The organism is Shewanella sp. SM68 (assembly GCF_025653925.1).
In the GTDB taxonomy this organism is placed as follows: domain Bacteria; phylum Pseudomonadota; class Gammaproteobacteria; order Enterobacterales; family Shewanellaceae; genus Shewanella; species Shewanella oncorhynchi.
Genome location: NZ_JAKKRU010000003.1, coordinates 213,422 through 231,881, shown reverse-complemented (window position 1 = coordinate 231,881; position 18,460 = coordinate 213,422). Strand labels below are relative to the sequence as shown.

The window sequence follows — 18,460 nt, the reverse complement described above, 5'->3', positions numbered from 1 at the left end:
GATTGAGATGCCTATGAGGCTCTGAACTGATTAGATATTTAACGTGATTGGTATACACAAAATTTTAGTGCTTGATGCCTAAAAGGCCTTGCAGTAAAGTGAGCTCCCTTTTTGGTATTCCGCTGATTGAACATTTGAGAGTCACTGATCGCGCATCACTGGTCGAGAATCACTGGTCCGTTATACTCTTCGAGCTAATTTGCGGTTTCACTATAAAAATTAATAGACGGCAAGCCCCATGACCCAGAAACTCCCTCGCCAAGCCACCGCATCCGAAGCAAGTTTGCTCCGCATTTTTACTGCACCGGAAGATGCAAGCTCAACGCTGAGTATTATCGAGCAAAAGCTCTCCGAGGACTTAGCAGGCTTTTTGGGTGACAGTATCGCCGCGCTCGAAAAACCCTTGTCTGAAATCGAAACCGATTTTCAAGCCTTTGAGATCCCAACTCAGCCGCGTTTTGTCTCCGATTACACCGACGAAATTATGCAAAATCTGGTGGCGCATTCGGTACACACAGCGGCACCGAGTTTTATCGGCCACATGACTTCGGCACTGCCCTACTTTGTGTTGCCGCTGTCAAAAATGATGGTGGGACTCAATCAAAATCTGGTCAAAATCGAAACCTCAAAGGCATTTACGCCGCTTGAACGCCAAGTGCTCGGCATGATGCACCATTTGATTTATGCCCAAGATACGGATTTTTATCAAAGCTGGATGCACAGCGCCAATCATTCTCTCGGGGCATTTTGCTCTGGCGGCACGGTTGCCAACATCACGGCGCTGTGGATTGCCCGTAACCAATTATTGAAAGCCGAGGGTGAGTTTAAAGGCGTCAGCCGCGAAGGCTTATTCAAGGCGCTGCGCCACTATGGCTATGATGATTTAGCGATTTTAGTGTCGGAGCGAGGCCACTATTCGCTGGGTAAAGCCGTCGATCTGCTTGGTATCGGTCGCGACAATATCATCAGCATTCCCACTGGCAGCGATAACAAAGTCGATGTCGCGAAAATGCGCCAAGCCGCCCTTGAACTTGCCAATAAAAACATCAAAGTGTTGGCGATTGTTGGCGTGGCTGGCACCACAGAAACCGGTAATGTTGACCCACTGACAGAATTAGCTGCGCTGGCAAAAGAGTTAAACTGCCATTTCCATGTGGATGCTGCTTGGGGCGGCGCGAGTTTATTATCCAATAAATACCGCCACTTACTCGCAGGTATCGAACTTGCTGACTCAGTCACTATCGATGCCCACAAACAAATGTACGTGCCTATGGGCGCAGGCATGGTGTTATTTAAAGACCCAGAGTTTGCCCACGCCATTGCCCACCACGCCGAATATATTCTGCGCCGTGGTTCAAAGGACTTAGGCAGCCAAACGCTCGAAGGCTCACGCCCCGGCATGGCGATGTTAGTGCACGCTTGCTTACAGATCATCGGCCGCGATGGTTATGAAATATTAATCAATAACAGCCTTGAAAAAGCCCGCTATTTTGCCGAACAAATCAAAGCCCATGAGGATTTTGAGCTAATCACTGAGCCAGAACTTTGTCTGCTGACTTACCGTTATGTGCCAGCCCGCATCCAAGCCGCCATGCAGCTTGCCTGTGAGCAAGCAGACACAGTAAAACTCGCTCGCTTTAACGAGCTGCTCGATGGTCTTACTCAGTTTATTCAAAAGCACCAACGCGAACAGGGTAAGTCTTTCGTCTCCCGCACTCGCATTCAGCCAGCTCGCTATTTTAGACAAGCGACCGTGGTATTCCGTGTGGTACTAGCCAACCCCCTCACCAGCCATGACATTCTCAATCAAGTGCTGGTCGAACAAAGCGAAATCGCCGCACTAGATAAAGAGTTTTTACCCGCACTCATGGCGATGGTGGCTGATTAGCAAGTGGTTTGATGTAAGCTTTCAATCCCAGTTTAAATACAGTGTGTTAATCGCAAACAGCCGCAAATTTTTTGCGGCTGTTTTTATTGGCAGAGCTAAATTTGCGGAAAACTTGGTGAAATAACAAAGATAAAGAGCTTCTATTCACGTAGTTGATACGACAAATTCCATTGCTTCCGTGACACGCCACGAAGCCATCCATGGCGGCTCTGCGATGACATCCATGTCATCGAAGGTCACGTCCGCAATAGAATTCGCCTTCGCAAATCTAGGTGTAATCTGCGGCAACATTTGAAAAGATGGGAGTTCAACTGTTGTACGCATGTTCTCCCCTTAACCAATTAAACGGCGAATAGACAGGACGCGATTCGCGACATAGACAACGCCGACAGCAATCGCCACAAAAGGCAGGTATTTTTTAAGCATGGTTTTCCCCTTGGGATACGCTGCGGCGGGTTAACACTTCACAGCGTTGGCTAAGTGCGCTTAGTAGGTATTCGGGGATTTGGAGCGGGATAAAAGCGTACCCATTAACGGGTACTAATATGATGATTACTCAACATTTTCAGTAAGTGTAACAATATAGTAATTATACATTGCACTATATTGCTGCGGCGGCTCTTCATCAAAATAATTAAAAATTTCAACAATATCTTGTATATATACGTCAGGCAGCTTTTGTATGTCATCGGACTCAGTAAAGAAACGCCTTTCAATCTCATCAAAAACAGCTTTTTCAAAGTCAGGCAAAACCTTACTAACTACTAGCGTATTCTTTTCTCTTCTTTTATTCACAATGACATCGGCTAAACCTAAACTGCTAAAAATAGAAGATGTGGTCAATAGACCAAGAATTCCATCTAAAACATCAATATTACCAATATCTTCAGTAATAAATTTCCCTGACTTATTACTTAACAATATAACCAGTGAGTAAATTTTTACGATAACAGACAAAGATCTGATGAATTCTGAAGTATTACTATCTAGATTTATTTTATTTGAGCCAACATTAGATTTTGGAGCTTGAAATGACTCTAGATTATTACTGATTTTCTCGACATTTGAGTTTACCAATTCAATTTTTTCATGAATAAATCTGGGGATATCGTCTATCCGCCTAATTAAATCATTCATTGAATCGCCAATGTTTTTTGAGGTCACATTTAAATTTTCACTTGAAGACCTCAGCTCTTTTGAAGACTTATCAATGATTTCAGCCCCATCATTAACATTTGAAAGTGATTTAGCTAACTCACCGTTTGTATAAACGGCATAAAAAATAGCAAAAGTCGCTAAAATCAATGATGAGATTGTTGCTGCAAATGAGATATAAGCAACAAGATTATTATTTTCAGAGAATTTATAACTAATAACCACAACCAACAATGCAATTAAAATAGATGCTATATAGAAAAAATGAATACCACTCTTGTTTACGAAAATCTCATATACTACTTTAGGCCAAACCATTCTGTCTTTAACTTCGCTACCACTACTTTTATCCATCACCAGAACCTCATAACCCATTGACGCCAATGACATTACAACTTTGAAGACCGCAAGGCAACATCTTGTTTACTTTATTGGATGGATTGATTAAGTTCATTTACAACCAATATTCCCCTTAAACACCAACAGCTTAACAAGACACCCATTATTAAATTCTTGGAATGCCCTAATTGTAAATAACAAACCATCTTTACTATCAATACCTTAATGATCAAGCACTGCTATGATAGTGACCGTCTATGACAAAATAAGAAAGACAGGACTGGCTTGAATCTTTTAGAATTCACAGTTAACTCCGAAGTAACAGAATACACTTCCCCTCGGAGTTGCCGCAGGGCGAATAGACAAATTGCGTGAGTTCGGTCATGGATGACCGACTAGCTTTCGCAGGTGCAGGGACGCATCCTTCGGAAGCGATAGCAATTTTGGTAATGAGCACAAGGGGCTTTCAACTCCGTTGGGGCGTCTTGGAGCATCTAAGGAGGATAGGACGAGCAGTCCTCCTTGGTCGGGTGTGGGGTGAAGCCCCACGACTTTGACTTTGCTTTTAAATTATTTAACGAAAAAATATTTAACGAGACACTCATTAATAAATAGTTTGAATGCACTAATTGTGAGTAACAGACTATCAGCCATACCAAAGGCTTAATGGGATTCAGGTGTGGGATGAAGCCTCACGACGTTGATTTAGCCTTTAAAAAAATAACCATCAATCATCCCCGAAATCACATAGGAACTAAGATGTTTTCCATGCGAAAAAACATTCTCCCACTGGTCATGCTAAGTCTTGGCGCATTGCCTCTATATGCTCCAGCACAGGACAGCAGCGCGTTATGGGGTAAAAAATACGCTGAGGTGAAATCGAGTTTATTGGCTGCTGGCTGGGTATTAGCACCCGTAGCAGAAGATGAAACGCCAATGACAGAAGATTACCCTGAAATAACCTGTGGTAGCGGCGCGATGGCGATTTGCTCTGTCGGCTTTATGCGAGAAAAAACTACGCTTGCCTTAGTAGTTGAGTCTATTGAACAAGAGCTTATTGTGACAGGTGAATACTAAACAGCCCAATAGATGATGTTAAACTCAGCCTAAGCATCTAATGTAGACGAGGTAGTGATGACATCTGTACCCCAATCAAAACAAGAACTTGAATTGGCTATTTACTCAGTTTTCCCCAAATTGATGGCTGACTATCGTTCAATCACAACCCAAATGTCCCGTGTGTGCAGCTTAGAAGGAAACATCAAAGGTACACAAATGAGTGTAAGTGATACCGTCGCTTACCTTATTGGTTGGGGTAAATTAGTGCTCAAATGGTACGAGTTAACATCGCAAGCACTCCCCGTTGATTTTCCCGATACGGGTTATAAATGGAATCAACTGGGATTATTAGCAGAGCGATTTCATCATGAATATAGCCAATGGCAATATACTGATTTACTTGATGAATATGAAATGACAATGGAAAAATTGTCAACGCTGATTGCTAGTCTCAGTAATCAGCAACTATACGGCATAACTTGGTACGATAAATGGACTCTGGGCCGTATGATCCAGTTCAATACTTACTCCCCGATGAAGAATATGCGTACCAAAGTACGACGATTCAAAAAAGACAATGCATTACCCTAGTAAACAACTCTTTTAAGCACGGAGGTATTCATGCCAAGTACCCACACTCACCCGCAGTTAGGTCCAAATCCCAACGATAAAGCGCCGATGAAAGGCTTTCCTCAGGTTGGCTTTCTTAAAAAATTTATTTCCCGCGAGAACATTATTGTCGGTGATTACACTTATTATGACGATCCAGCAGGTCCTGAGAGGTTCGAGTCGAATGTACTTTATCACTTTGACTTTATTGGCGATAAACTGAATATCGGTAAATTCTGTGCCATTGCGAAAGACGTGAAATTCATTATGAATGGCGCCAATCATCAAGTATCTGGCTTCTCGACTTATCCTTTTTATATCTTCGGCAATGGCTGGGAGAAAGCGGCGCCCAAGCCCGAAGATTTACCTTTTAAGGGCGACACCTGTATCGGTAACGACGTATGGATTGGTTATAACGCCACTATCATGCCTGGGGTGAAAATTGGCCACGGCGCCATTGTTGCCAGTCAATCCGTAGTAACAAAAGATGTGCCACCCTACGCTGTGGTTGGTGGTAATCCTGCCACAGTGATCAAGCTGAGATTCGAGCAAACTGTGATAGATGAGCTTGTTACCATCGCTTGGTGGGATTGGCCGATAGAGAAAATAACTCAACACCTTGAGGCTATCGCGGGGGCAGAACTCACAACATTACAGCAGGCAACCTAAATAACGCCTATCGCGAGCAAGACTGAACAAAAAATCTTAAGCGACAAGCATTAAGCAACACACATTAAAAAAACGCCATTAAACGCAAACAAAATCCTATATGCGCAATTTTGTACAAAAGCACTGAGGGTTTCTGGGTTACTATCAGGCACAACCCGCCCATTCATACACTAAACACGGAGGCCTAGTGTGAACACAGAACATGCGGCCTACCAGATTGCCGGTGAATTAGGTGGCCTCGAGTTACTCAATGCCCACTACCATAAACAAAACTTTAGTCGGCACACCCACGAAGGTTACACAGTCGGCGTGATTGAAACGGGGGCGCAGCGTTTTTATCGCACGGGTGGCAACCATGTGGCGCCAAAGCACAGCATCATTCTCGTCAACGCCGACGAAGTCCATAATGGTTGTAGCGCCACCGAGGGCGGTTGGTCCTATCGTGCCATGTATCCAGTACCCGCGCAGTTTGCCAATATTAACAGTGAGCTAGCATCAAACCGCGGTGCGCCCTATTTCCCTGAGCCCGTAGTGTACGATCCTGAATTAGCCGAATTACTGCGCTTCACCTTTACGACTTTAGATACATCGGACAATCGCTTACTGCGCGAAAGCTTGGTCTATTCCAGCTTGACACAGTTGATGACACGCCATGGCAAGAATCGCCCAAGCGATAACCTCGCTGTAATCGCTAAGCCTGCGTTAGCACTGGTGAAATCCTTTATCGACGATCATCCTGCAGCCGACATCTCCCTTGAAGAGCTGGCAACACTCGCGGGATTAAGCCCCTATTATTTGCTGAACCAATTTCAGCGTTATTACGGCTTACCGCCCCACGCTTACCAAATTCAGGCAAGAGTGAGACTCGCCAAAGGAAAAATCAAACAAGGCACACGGCTGCTTGATGTCGCCCTCGATTGTGGTTTTCACGATCAAAGTCACTTGAATCGACATTTTAAGAAGACAGTCGGCGTAACACCGGGGCAATTTGCCAAAGAAATAGGCCGCAATATTATCCAAGCCTAAACAACCACTTTAAGTTAATCTGCCATGCTCATTCTTGCTTTCTCCTCTATTGACTAAGCAAGCAACCTTATCCAAGCATTTATTGTTTAACGGCAACCCCGTCGCCGCTATTTTTAGGAGCCAAAGTGACAACCGACAAGCTTATAGAACCTGATGTTTATCCTGTGCATCCATCGAAATCCAAGGCATTTTTAAAAGGTACATTAGCCATGATGCCGTTGACGATAGCGGTTGTACCTTGGGGCATTTTAGCGGGCTCCTTCGCCATTGAGGTTGGGCTAACGCCCATTGAGAGCCAAGCCATGTCGGCGATTATCTTTGCGGGCGCGGCTCAATTAGTGGTGCTCGGCATGGTGAAAGCCGGTATTGGTCTGTGGAGTATCTTAATTACGACGTTACTCATCACCTCACGCCATCTGTTATATGCAATGGCGATGCGCAGTCAAATCAGTCCGTTGCCATTAAAGTGGCGCCTAACATTGGGCTTTTTGCTCACAGATGAACTGTTTGCCATCGCCAATCAAGGCAAGTTATATAAGTTCGACCCTTGGTACGCCCTTGGCGGCGGTTTGAGTTTCTATATCGGTTGGAATATAGCCACACTACTTGGCATAGTGGCGGGCAATGCGATTGAGAATTTAGATGAGATGGGATTAGATTTTGCAATCGCAGCCACCTTTATCGCTCTGGTCGTTCCTACCATAAAAAAACCATCGATTCTCGTCTGTGTATTAGTCTCGCTTACCCTAGCAGTGATATGCGCCGTTTTTAAAATTCAAGCGGGACTGCTCATTGCCGCCATTGCGGGAATGACGGCAGGTGTACTTTACGCCAAAGTGACCAAGGAAGCGGAACGCGCAGAACAATCCGCAAATCAGTTAGCAAGCGCACAGACCAAAACAGAAGTGGATACAGGAACAGGGACTGACATTAAGACAAAAACATTGTCAGGAGAGAAAGCATGATTTGGTTAATGATCTTTTCAATGGCGGCGGTTGTGTTTATCAGTCGTCATTTACTACTTGAGCCTAAACTACCGCTGCGATTAAGTAAGGGCACCCAAACCTTTTTAAGTTACTCGGCCCCTGCGGTACTCACTGCGATCTTTGCGCCCATAGTGTTTGTGCAGGAAGGTCAGCTCGGTCTGAGCCTAGACAACAGCTATCTCATCTGCGCCGTAGTCGCTACAGTGTTGGCGCTCGTCACCCGTAATACCTTGCTGACCACAGTACTGAGTATGGGACTGTTTTTCTTTATCCACTAAGTCAACAAAGAGTCAGTGCTCAGCAACGGCACTGACTCTTGCATCAATCATTTACACCGCCCCTACCACTCTTTTACACAGCCTAATCCTCTCTGAGACATCCCCCCTAGAAAATTACTGACACGTTATCTTGATTTTCCACAATCTTCATGTACTTAGATTCTTATGTCTGTGCAACTAACAGTATCGGCTTTAACGGTATTTCACACATCGACGATAATGGAAGGGTGATGATATTTATCAGCAATAACAAAGGCTCAAACAATAAAAACAAAATACTTAACCTAACCATATTCAAACTATTTAGTCTCTAAAAACGTCCATTCAGAAATGTTATTTACTGCATCTATTACGGCACTAATCTCAGTATTTTTCTAGGTATAGTTCTCGGAATGAAGAGTCCATTTAAAATTTTTACATAATAAAATGCCGCATAAATATTAATCCACATTCAAAAACCAACCCACTAAAAATTAAAGTAAATACACTATATTATAAAGTTATAAATACCGTTTAAAAATAAAGTAATTAACATTTTTAACCAGATTAAAACACACCTTAAATTAATTCATTTTTATTTTGTTTAATAAAAATAAAAGTGCTAGTTTTAGATGTGCCTAGCAGTAATGATTATTTATATGATTTAGAACTACATATAATTGCCATCGGCGCTCTCAATGAAAGGACGTATTTTATTAAAATAAAGGAACAATCATGAGAAAAAAATCTAGCCTGGGTATATTAACGTTATCCTGTTTAACCGCACTTGGAACTGTTTCTTTGTTGGCCGAAGCTGCTATTCCGAATACTATTCCAAAACTGTCAATGGTAGAACACGCAGCCCCTGATCTTGATTCGCTTAAAAATGATGCAATTAACGACCCCTCGTTTATCAGCTCGTTATTCTCCTTAGGGCACCATCTTGGATATGCATGGGCTGGCGGTACAGCATCCCAGTATGTTGGTGAAGACATCGAAGTCAGAAGAGAATCGAGCAACGAATATAGTCTTAAAGCCCGCTATAACGGCAATGATCCTTATGCAAGCGGCTACAGAGCGAATGAACGTTTGAAGGTAAATTTACAAAATATTCATTTCGTCACTAATCCTCAAAGTCTAAAGTTAGGTTCACCTCAAGTTTATGATCGTGAGGCTATTTATACTGCTCCTGTGGTTATCTATAACTGGGGCGATACCGAAGATACCGGTGTAGCCACCCTAAACTATGATTACACCACTAGCTGGGCCAAAACCGATAATTTCTCTTTCTCCGAGAAAATTGGCGTAACCAATAAATATGAAGTGGGTATTCCAGGAATAGGTGGAGCGAGTTCTGAAATCAGCGCCGAATTTTCTGCCAGCCAAGGTTGGAGTGAAACCGACGGCAAAAGTACAACGATTTCGAGTCAGGCGCAGTACCGCGCAATTATGCCGCCTCGCAGCAAACGTTATATCTCAATCACCCTATTTAAACAAAAGGCAGATGTCCCATACACCTCAAGTTTATATATGATGTACGATATAAAATATGAGAACTTCTTAAAATGGGGTGGTAATGCGCATATTAATCATCCGACAAATAGACCTAACTTCCCTTACACCTTTGGCGGAGCGAATGCGAATAATCTGAATGGACCAGAAGCCTTAGTCGATCAATATCTTCATCAAGATATAAACGGTTATGGTGTATGGGATTGGCCTGCTGCGATTAATTCGGCACAGTCAAAAAGTGGGTTTGAGTGGCAATTGGCGAATATTGTTAGACAACATGGCGCACCTATCAGCGGTAAATTTACTGCAATAGATTCAAGTCAATTTAATATCGATGCCAGTGAATCCTATCCACTAACGGATGAAGACATTGCTAATCGTCCTAAAAGCGCTCAAAAATTAGGACTGAGTCGCAATATTCAGGTTGCCGTCGGCGAGATCCAAAACAATGATGAAGATGGTTTAATCAAAAAACTGAATATTTCGCAATCAAGCGAAGTCATGTTAAACAATTAAAAACGGTGAGCTTAGACTCTCAATAACAGCGATGACACTAGTATCAGAGAGATCTCGATACAACTAGCCCGTTACTAGCAAATTAAAAATGTAATACAAAGCCACTCATTCGAGTGGCTTTTCTTTCGCTTCTGCTCGCGCCTTTGATTGCTCATCCATCAGGCAAATATAATCTTCAAGCTCTTGCCCGAGAGTGAGATCAAAATGACGGTTTAACCGCACAAGACCTGTGATGCGATCGACCCTGAAATTACGAAAATCAGCACGTAGCTCACACCATGTCAGTAAGGTCCAAGTACCACGCCAAAAATAGATGGCGAGCGGCCTAACTTCCCGCTCGGTGACATCCAGTTTGACGTCTTGATAGAAGAGTTTGACGTATTCGCGGCGCTGAGCCGCATTACGCAAGGGATCGAGGAATTGAAACTCATTGGAATCGAGGTAAAAATCCGGTGAAAACATTAAGGATTGATAGGCTTGTAATCGTTTAGGCAACACAGCTTCGACTTTAATCATCGCCTGCCTCGCGGCGCTACCAAGCTCCTTACCACCCCAAGTTTGCACCATACGCATGCCAACTTGAATCGCTTCGAGTTCGGCTTCGTTAAACATCAAGGGCGGAACATTAACCTCGTGGCGCAACAAATAGCCGACACCCGCTTCCCCTTCAATAGGAATGCCACTTAAACACAGGTCCTGCACATCACGGTAAATCGTGCGTGTAGAAACCTCTAACCGTTCAGCCAACTCTTGGGCTGTGGTTAAGCGTTTATGTTTGAGAATTTGCACTATTTGAAATAGGCGGTCAGCGCGGCGCATTAGCTCTGGTTTAACCCTTTATCTATCAATCAGTTGATTAAGTATTATTATCCTAGATCAATCGCTGGTATGTCTTTGAATACACACTTGAGTGTTTTTACGATTTGAATCATAAAATCCCGATATAGATCTCAACCTCAGTAGCACTAAGATAGACTTCAAAATCCGTTTGATAGCGTCGCTGATGAGAGCAATCAGCCGCGCTAAAATAACCCCACACTTGCCCCCAAAGATCGATAACACACTGGGGCATATCACCCTGAGCGGTGAATTTTAGGTACTTGCCCGCGTTAAGCTCCAATGGCGTAAAATGACTTGCATCAACAGGGGCATCAATTGCCTTACCCACCAGCACAGAAAACTCGCCATTCATGTCTGACTCATAGTCATAATACACGCCATACATGGGCGAATTGAGCATAGCGGTGAGCTGGGATGATTTAAAAAAGGCTTGCCACAGACTACCTATTCTCGCGCTATCGACAGACATTTCTGCCCGATTATTCGTGCGGGTGCTTAGTCCAAGTAACGGTCGAGCATCAATATAAACCACATCCATCTTTGTTTCTTCCATAGAAATCTAAACCAATAGGTTAATGTTAGCGTCGTGCCTAAGGGCACGACGCTAACAATTTAACACTCGAAACTACTTATCCTTAGACCACAGACCGACTTTATTGCCTTCACTATCGGCAAATAACGCGATGTAACCACACTCTCCACCATTAATCGGCGTCACTGGCAGCAAAATATTCACATTGGCGGCAGCGAGTTTATCCACTAGCGGTTGTAAGTGGGTGCTGAAATGCAAATACACTGTGCTGCCCTGCATTGACGGCTGACTCATACTGCACTTGACTAGCCCTATGCTCGCCGCACTCGCATCCTCAGTGACTATGCTCGCATATTCCATGTCTTCCATATCGTCACGTTTAAACTCAACCCCAAAATGCTGTTGATAAAAAGCAATGGCACGGTTCATGTCACTGACAGGAATTTCACCCCAAACTAACGGTGCAATAGATAACATTTTCACTTTCTCCTTGTTGAAAAAATATCAATGATTCAAAACCTTATTCGTACAATTCAGGACAGAATCATTAACGGGCGACAACAAGAATAAAACAAGGCTACTGACAGCATGATGTCAGTAGCCTTTTAATAAAAGTGAATTTTGGCGTTTTAACTTAACCAGCAACCAAGATTATTTTGGCAAACTGGTTTGATGTGCCTGAATAAAATCATCCATGGCTTTGCTCGCCCTCGCTTGGACGCTGGCTAAGGTATCTGTATCAACCATAGTTTCTACCACTTCGTAGTAGCACTTAATTTTAGGTTCAGTGCCAGATGGTCTGACGATCACCCGAGCCCCGCCCGCTAAGCAGTAAGTCAATACATCGCTCGGTGGTAAGTCGATTTTCTCAATATTTCCATCGGCAAAACGACGCTCAAGCGCCTTTAAATCATCGGTTGAGAGCACATCTAACTCACCAATCTTCACCGGTGGATGCTCGCGCAAATAGGCGCCAATATTGGGCGTGTCAGGTTTTAGCGCAATGCTCACCTGCGCATTGAGATGGAAGCCATGCTCACGGTAAATTTGCTCGAGTCTGTCCCAAATCGTTTGCCCCTTCGCCACCAGCTCGGCAGTTAATTGGGCAAATGCCACCAGCGCCGACAAGCCATCTTTATCCCACACCATACTGCCCACCGTATAGCCAAGGGCTTCTTCATAGGCAAACAGGAATTGATCCTCAGGCGAAGTTTTTGCAATCCCTACATTCATCAGCCACTTAAAGCCGGTGAGCGTGGTAAAGCTTTGCGTGCCAAACCATTGAGCAATTTTAGATAACAGGCTCGATGACACTATCGTTGTGCCCGTAAGTCGTTGATTATCTTTGGCGTGAGATAACAAGTAATGCCCAAAGAGCACACCGACTTGATCGCCCGTCAGCATCTGATACTCGCCATCCTCTTTACGCACTGCAACCGCAAAACGGTCGGCATCGGGATCGTTAGCACAGGCGAGCATAGCGCCGTGTTTTTTCGCCTCGGCAATCACTAAATCCATCGCACCCTTTTCTTCAGGGTTTGGGAAGTTCACCGTCGGGAAATCCCCATCGGGTTCACGCTGGGAGGCAACCGAATACACTTGGGTGAAACCTGCATCTTTCAATACCGTTTCAGCCATTTCGGCACCCACACCGTGCATGGCGGTATAGGCTAAACTGACCTTTTCAGGAGCGGTATGGTTTTGCAGCACCTCAGCTTGCTGCACGCCATGACGATAGCTTTGGTAAAAATCGTCCTGCAGGATAATTAACTTACCTTGTGTTACCGCGTCATCATGCTCTAAAAACGGAATCGCTTGATTTGCGGCGCGCTCAATTTGCGCGGCAATGCCAGAGTCGTGGGGCGGAATAATCTGCGCGCCATTCTCCCAATAGACTTTATAGCCATTGTATTGCGGCGGGTTATGACTCGCGGTCACCACAATGCCCGCTGCCGCATTAAAATGTTTTACCCCAAAGGCCACCAACGGCGTTGGCGCTACTTTGGACGTTAAGCGTACCTTAATCCCCATAGCGGTGAGCACACTCGCTGCATCATGGGCAAAATTAAATGAATCGTGGCGGCCATCATAACCAATCACCACGCCGCGCTCGGCGGCATCTTTAATCTGATCAAGTAGATAAGCACCAAGACCAGCAGAGGTTTGGCGGATCACCAAACGGTTCATCCCCATAGGCCCAGCACCGACGACACCGCGTAATCCTGCGGTGCCAAATTCCAAGCGACCCGCAAAGCGCGCTGCGAGTTCAGCTTCATTGCCGCTATCAATTAGGGTTTGTAACTGGGCTTGAGTGCGAGGGTCAGGATCATTTTCAAGCCAATGGTTTACCTGTAACTGCAGATGGGTATTCATATCACGCCTCATTGAAAATCATTTGCAATCACCTTAGGAAAAAGCACGTAGAAGAACAAGCTAATTTGCATTAATTTCAAAATGAGCCATGGGTATTGCCATAAAAAACGCACTATCTAACAGGTCATGCCAGATAGTGCGTTGGTTTTAACAAACTGGTTTCAAAACGGATTTAGAGTTTAAAGATATTATCCTTCGTATCTCTGTCGATGAGCTTCACAAAGGGATCGACCCCCACATAACTGGGTTTTTCAGCCAAAGTGATCGTCAGCTTGTTTTCACCACTGACCAGCCTGTGCTTCTCAATCAATAACACCTGTTTGTCATCCTTTAGCTTATCGGGATCGGCACTAAAGGCACCTATATCGATGATGGCATCTAAAGGTTGTTCGGCTTCTTCACCTTTACCACTCGCGACTTTGCGACTGGCATAAATGCTCAAGTCAACTTGCGTCTTACCATCAGGCAGAGTGGTCATTACCGCATTGGTTAACCTGAGGTCGTAGAGTGTGATCTCATTAAAAGATTCATCGATAAAGCGAGCTTGCGCTTCATCCGTACCTTGCTCAAGGTAACTCACTAAATCCAATGTGGTTGGGAAAGGATCGTTACGATACTGATAACGCGCTAAGAATGCCTTCAAATTAGCGTTGAGTTTCTCTTCACCCAACACATCTTTAATCGCCATCATCACCACTGAGCCTTTCTGATAATGAATGTACTGCTGATTTTCACTGCGCAGCAAAGGCATTTCTTTTATGGATTCGGATGAACGGCCACGTAAATATCTATCTAATTCATATTTCAAGAATTTACGGATCATTTTATCGCCGTACTTTTTCTCCAACACCATCAGCGCCGAATACTGCGACAAGCTTTCGGATATCACAGCACTGCCCTGCACATTCGCAGCGCCCACTTGGTGTCCCCACCATTGATGTGCCACTTCATGGGCTGTGACGTAATACACAGGATCGATATTATCCTCATTGCGTAAATCAGTAATAAAACCAATACGCTCTGAGTAAGGCACTGTATTAGCAAAACTTTGTGCAAAACTACGGTACCCCGGAAACTCCATAATTCGCATTTGCTTATGCTGATAAGGCCCAAATGCTTGTGTGTAGTAATCGATAGAATCTTTAACGGACTCTATCATGCGCGCAACGTTCCAAGGATGCTCCGCATGGTAGTAAACCTCAACCGCAACACCATTGTGCTCAGTTTTTTCCACCTGATAACGGCCCGAAATAATCGCGTAGAAATTCACCATAGGGCTATCCATTGAATAATGGAAATACTCACGCCCATCCTGCTGCCACTGTTTTTGCAAATACCCTGGCGCTAATGCAATTTGATCTGCACTTGTCGAAATAGTGGCTTCAAACTGAATGAAATCACCATCGACGCCAAAGAAGTTTTGCGTGTAGTAACGGCTGTCTTCAAGCTTGTTCGCTCGAGCTTTTTCGGCTAAATCGCGCTTTTCGCGCTCGTGGCGATCCATCAGCTCATAGCCATCTTGATAACCCAAAAGGGGCAATAGTTCGAAGTTGTTGATGAAGGTCCCATTTTCAACCACTGACATATCAAAGCCAGCTTCAGCAATACCCACAGACTGACGTACTAATTGAATGTCCCCTTGCACCACCTGCCCAGGCTGCACAGGTGTCGAAAAGGTCAACCAAGCATTGCGATAGCGGCTATCTAACTCACCTAAGTTTGTATTCGGGATATTGATTTTTACCGTTTCGGCCTCAGTATGCTCGGGCCACTGCACTAACATCCTTTCGATTGGTTTATCTGACTTGTTTTGCCATTCGAATATCACCTTAGCAACAATTTTTCGCTCTTCAGGGAAAATATCAATATTTGCATTGACCTTAGTAGCCACTAAAATCGGCATGTTTTGGTATTGTTTGAAGGCCTTCTCATAATCAGCTTGCAGATCTGTGGTTTCATCTTGGGTTAAATAATGATTCAACACTTTTGTTTGGTAGAACAAATAACTGCCCATGCCCAAAAACACTACCAAAGCAACGCTTACAATGGCTTTGCCACTAAAACCGAGCTGATAACTCAGTAATCCCATACGGGTTTTAAGGCTTTGCTGCGGTCCGCGATGGTACAAGCCATAGCCTAAAACAAACAGGATAAGGCTAAAAGCCCCCCAGTAAATCATATAGAGTGCATGACTTAATAAGCCCCAACCGTAGCCGTTCATATCCGAGTAAATTAAGGTCGGTGATTGACCAAAGTTATATAAGCTATGGCCAAATCCCCAGCTTGCCATAACAAATGTCGTTAGATAATAAGCAACAAATAGTCCCATACCTGCGTACTTATTTGGGCTAAGCACTTGCAGGAAAAACGCCAGCACAGCGGTCATCAACAGCGGAAGGAGGTAATAAAATCCCAGTCGAATAAGGTACTGAGCAATCTCAAGATTGGTTTGACCTTTTATCAATTGAAATACAATTGTGGTACACATTGCGAGCACATAGAGCAAGGTCATCACTATGACCACAGACACTAACTTTGAGCCCCAAAAGCTTAAGTTTGATACAGGAACGCTATCGACGATATCTCCCATTCCTGAACTGCGTTCACGCCAGACGATTTCTGCGCTGTAATAAATCAGCACTATCACCATCAATAACCCAGTCGCGCCGGCAATGTTATTCACCATATCTTGGGTTAATGGCCAATTAGATGTGCCGTACCAACCAAAATCATCGAACATGGGGCCGACTAAATTGAAAATAGTCAGCACACCTAACACCACAAATGGCGCGGTAAATAGTACTTGCCGTACTTCAAATTTAACCCGCGTCCAAAATTGCTGGCGACCATTAGGCTCAGTTGCCATAGCCAATTGTGCCAAAGGCACTAAGCTAGGAACTTTTCCTGCTTTATCGGATTTTTTCTCACGTTTCTTAGTCAAACTCGGCTGACGGAAAATCCCTGAAACGGCCAGTAACACGCAGACAATTCCAAACCATATCGCCCGGTTTTGCAGTACGAGTCCTGAGAATTCAATTAACTGGCTATTCTTCTCGCTAATGGTCCAGTAACGGGTCACTTCGGCAAAGGTGCGCAGCGCAAAGGGATCAAGCAAAGCAGCAATAGTACGATATTGTGGCTGACTCGCCATTTCGCCCGTCAAGGTATACAGCACCAACATGGCTACAGCGGTCAGATAGAGCGCCATTAAGGAACGAAAATGACTTGCCATCGCATAGAATAGAGTCGAGATCAGCAGCAAAGTCGGCATGGCGAGTAAAAAATACGGCACAAGATAATTCGATAACGCAAAAGGCCCAAAACGGCTAGCATCGACCCATGGCATAAAAGAGCCGAGCATTAACCCTATGGGGATAAAGGCAAATACCATCATCACCACAACAAAACTGCCGAGAAATCGACCAAATTGGTATGCAAATGGTGATAGGGGTTTGCTATAAATCAGCTCTTCCATCAAATGCTGATGATTGCGAATAGCCGTGCTACCCACAAAATTCACCACGGCAAACATGGAAATAAGTCCCATGATCAACATGGTTTGAGTAATCCCAAATGGGCTGTTTTTCATCACCTCACCGCCGCTACCAATTTGAATATTGTTAGAGACGACTGATAGAAAACTCATTAAAAACAATAGAAAAGAAACAACATAAAAGGATGGCTGACGCAAATAATAACGCCACTCAAACCTAAGCATTGATAACAACATATTGATATCTCCTTAGGCAGCCTGACGGCGGTGACTGAGCAAAGTCGAAAAATACAGATCTTCAAGCCCAGCAGTCGCAGAGGTAAATCCTTCAGGACAAGTTTCAGCCATCACATTAAGGACTGTGCGTCCCGCTAATAAACGCTTAGAAATCACAGGTAATTGCGCTTCAAGCTCCTGCGCCTGTGCTTGACTCACAGTCTTAGTCCAAATTTTTTCCGTTAATTCACCCACCAATTGATGTGGATTGCCTTGAAGCAGAATTTTACCCGATGCCAAAACCGCCATATTAGCGCAGAGTTCAGACACATCTTCGACAATGTGAGTCGAGAGGATTACCACTTTTTCCTCGCCTAAACTCACCAGCAAGTTATGGAAACGGTTACGTTCTTCGGGATCGAGACCCGCGGTAGGCTCATCCACAATCAATAACTTAGGATCACCAAGCAAGGCCTGAGCAATACCAAAGCGCTGACGCATACCGCCAGAGAAACCACTCACGGCTTTATTTTTATGCTGATAAAGATTGGTGTGTGCCAACAATCCTTCAACCGCTTCTTTACGCAGCTTGCTCTGATTAATGCCCTTAAGAATGGCTAAATGATCTAACAGGTCATAGGCGCTAATACGCGGATAAACATTAAAATCCTGGGGTAAATAGCCTAAGGTTTTACGCAGCGCTTGAGGATCGGCTAATACATCAATACCATCAAACACTATGCTGCCACTATCGGCACTTTGCAGGGCGGCAATGGTACGCATGAGTGATGACTTTCCCGCGCCATTGGGTCCGAGTAAACCAAACATCCCTTTGGAAATCGTTAAATCAACACCATCGAGTGCTTTAACACCGTTATCATAGGTTTTAGTGAGATTAGAAATAGTCAGCATGCTTCCCTCTTGCGTCTGTGAGTTCAAAATACCGACAAACTATCACATAAAATTAACCTTTACAGTAGTTATCAAGAT

15 protein-coding genes are annotated in these 18,460 nt (G+C 44.3%); 8 read left to right on the top strand and 7 right to left on the bottom strand.

Translation table 11 applies throughout. From position 1 onward, the window contains the following. Positions 1-238: 238 nt before the first annotated feature. Positions 239-1,888: a pyridoxal-dependent aspartate 1-decarboxylase PanP gene (gene panP / locus L5M40_RS06585; protein WP_263177652.1), complete on the top strand. Its 1,650-nt coding sequence runs from the start codon at positions 239-241 to the stop codon at positions 1,886-1,888. A 552-nt stretch (positions 1,889-2,440) separates the two neighbouring features. Here panP and L5M40_RS06580 read toward each other — a convergent pair. Further along, positions 2,441-3,397: a hypothetical protein gene (locus tag L5M40_RS06580; RefSeq protein ID WP_263256435.1), complete on the bottom strand. Its 957-nt coding sequence runs from the start codon at positions 3,395-3,397 to the stop codon at positions 2,441-2,443. A 744-nt stretch (positions 3,398-4,141) separates the two neighbouring features. Here L5M40_RS06580 and L5M40_RS06575 point away from each other — a divergent pair. From L5M40_RS06575 to L5M40_RS06545, 7 genes are all read left to right on the top strand, one after another. Beyond that, positions 4,142-4,459 (top strand): hypothetical protein, encoded by a 318-nt coding sequence (locus L5M40_RS06575; protein WP_317629668.1) that lies wholly within the window; start codon positions 4,142-4,144, stop codon positions 4,457-4,459. 57 nt (positions 4,460-4,516) lie between these two features. Further along, positions 4,517-5,032 carry a ClbS/DfsB family four-helix bundle protein gene (locus tag L5M40_RS06570; RefSeq protein WP_263177645.1) on the top strand — a complete coding sequence of 172 codons (516 nt, stop codon included), beginning with the start codon at positions 4,517-4,519 and terminating at the stop codon, positions 5,030-5,032. 30 nt (positions 5,033-5,062) lie between these two features. Continuing rightward, positions 5,063-5,719: a Vat family streptogramin A O-acetyltransferase gene (locus L5M40_RS06565; protein WP_263256434.1), complete on the top strand. Its 657-nt coding sequence runs from the start codon at positions 5,063-5,065 to the stop codon at positions 5,717-5,719. A 189-nt stretch (positions 5,720-5,908) separates the two neighbouring features. Next, positions 5,909-6,745, top strand: coding sequence for an AraC family transcriptional regulator (locus tag L5M40_RS06560; RefSeq protein WP_263149007.1), 837 nt, complete (start codon positions 5,909-5,911; stop codon positions 6,743-6,745). Positions 6,746-6,870: 125 nt separating this feature from the next. Then, positions 6,871-7,710, top strand: coding sequence for an AzlC family ABC transporter permease (locus tag L5M40_RS06555; protein ID WP_263177643.1), 840 nt, complete (start codon positions 6,871-6,873; stop codon positions 7,708-7,710). After that, a complete protein-coding gene (locus L5M40_RS06550; protein ID WP_263165913.1) occupies positions 7,707-8,009 on the top strand; it encodes an AzlD domain-containing protein in 303 nt (100 codons plus the stop codon). The genes L5M40_RS06555 and L5M40_RS06550 overlap by 4 nt, the downstream gene beginning before the upstream one ends. Positions 8,010-8,723: 714 nt before the next feature. Further along, positions 8,724-10,016: an aerolysin family beta-barrel pore-forming toxin gene (locus L5M40_RS06545; protein WP_263172183.1), complete on the top strand. Its 1,293-nt coding sequence runs from the start codon at positions 8,724-8,726 to the stop codon at positions 10,014-10,016. 105 nt (positions 10,017-10,121) lie between these two features. On the opposite strand, the gene L5M40_RS06540 is transcribed toward L5M40_RS06545, so the two are convergent. From L5M40_RS06540 to L5M40_RS06515, 6 genes are all read right to left on the bottom strand, one after another. Further along, positions 10,122-10,835, bottom strand: coding sequence for a helix-turn-helix transcriptional regulator (locus tag L5M40_RS06540; protein ID WP_028760503.1), 714 nt, complete (start codon positions 10,833-10,835; stop codon positions 10,122-10,124). A gap of 109 nt (positions 10,836-10,944) precedes the next feature. Beyond that, positions 10,945-11,394, bottom strand: coding sequence for a GyrI-like domain-containing protein (locus tag L5M40_RS06535; protein ID WP_263256488.1), 450 nt, complete (start codon positions 11,392-11,394; stop codon positions 10,945-10,947). An 87-nt stretch (positions 11,395-11,481) separates the two neighbouring features. After that, positions 11,482-11,865: a VOC family protein gene (locus L5M40_RS06530; RefSeq protein WP_028760505.1), complete on the bottom strand. Its 384-nt coding sequence runs from the start codon at positions 11,863-11,865 to the stop codon at positions 11,482-11,484. 174 nt (positions 11,866-12,039) lie between these two features. After that, a complete protein-coding gene (locus L5M40_RS06525; RefSeq protein ID WP_263177342.1) occupies positions 12,040-13,761 on the bottom strand; it encodes a phospho-sugar mutase in 1,722 nt (573 codons plus the stop codon). Between the two features lie 172 nt (positions 13,762-13,933). Beyond that, a complete protein-coding gene (locus L5M40_RS06520) occupies positions 13,934-17,491 on the bottom strand; it encodes an ABC transporter permease/M1 family aminopeptidase (RefSeq protein WP_263177343.1) in 3,558 nt (1,185 codons plus the stop codon). 12 nt (positions 17,492-17,503) lie between these two features. After that, positions 17,504-18,382, bottom strand: a complete 879-nt coding sequence (locus L5M40_RS06515; protein WP_219256113.1) for an ABC transporter ATP-binding protein — start codon at positions 18,380-18,382, stop codon at positions 17,504-17,506. Positions 18,383-18,460: the final 78 nt, after the last annotated feature.

Bases quoted from the DNA above. Each gene is read 5' to 3' on its own strand.
- L5M40_RS06515 (WP_219256113.1), bottom strand. From the start codon at position 18,382: ATGCTGACTATTTCTAATCTCACTAAAACCTATGATAACGGTGTTAAA.
- L5M40_RS06570 (WP_263177645.1), top strand. From the start codon at position 4,517: ATGACATCTGTACCCCAATCAAAACAAGAACTTGAATTGGCTATTTAC.
- L5M40_RS06540 (WP_028760503.1), bottom strand. From the start codon at position 10,835: ATGCGCCGCGCTGACCGCCTATTTCAAATAGTGCAAATTCTCAAACAT.
- L5M40_RS06535 (WP_263256488.1), bottom strand. From the start codon at position 11,394: ATGGATGTGGTTTATATTGATGCTCGACCGTTACTTGGACTAAGCACC.
- L5M40_RS06545 (WP_263172183.1), top strand. From the start codon at position 8,724: ATGAGAAAAAAATCTAGCCTGGGTATATTAACGTTATCCTGTTTAACC.
- L5M40_RS06575 (WP_317629668.1), top strand. From the start codon at position 4,142: ATGTTTTCCATGCGAAAAAACATTCTCCCACTGGTCATGCTAAGTCTT.
- L5M40_RS06580 (WP_263256435.1), bottom strand. From the start codon at position 3,397: ATGGATAAAAGTAGTGGTAGCGAAGTTAAAGACAGAATGGTTTGGCCT.
- L5M40_RS06550 (WP_263165913.1), top strand. From the start codon at position 7,707: ATGATTTGGTTAATGATCTTTTCAATGGCGGCGGTTGTGTTTATCAGT.
- L5M40_RS06565 (WP_263256434.1), top strand. From the start codon at position 5,063: ATGCCAAGTACCCACACTCACCCGCAGTTAGGTCCAAATCCCAACGAT.
- L5M40_RS06520 (WP_263177343.1), bottom strand. From the start codon at position 17,491: ATGTTGTTATCAATGCTTAGGTTTGAGTGGCGTTATTATTTGCGTCAG.
- panP (WP_263177652.1), top strand. From the start codon at position 239: ATGACCCAGAAACTCCCTCGCCAAGCCACCGCATCCGAAGCAAGTTTG.
- L5M40_RS06525 (WP_263177342.1), bottom strand. From the start codon at position 13,761: ATGAATACCCATCTGCAGTTACAGGTAAACCATTGGCTTGAAAATGAT.
- L5M40_RS06530 (WP_028760505.1), bottom strand. From the start codon at position 11,865: ATGTTATCTATTGCACCGTTAGTTTGGGGTGAAATTCCTGTCAGTGAC.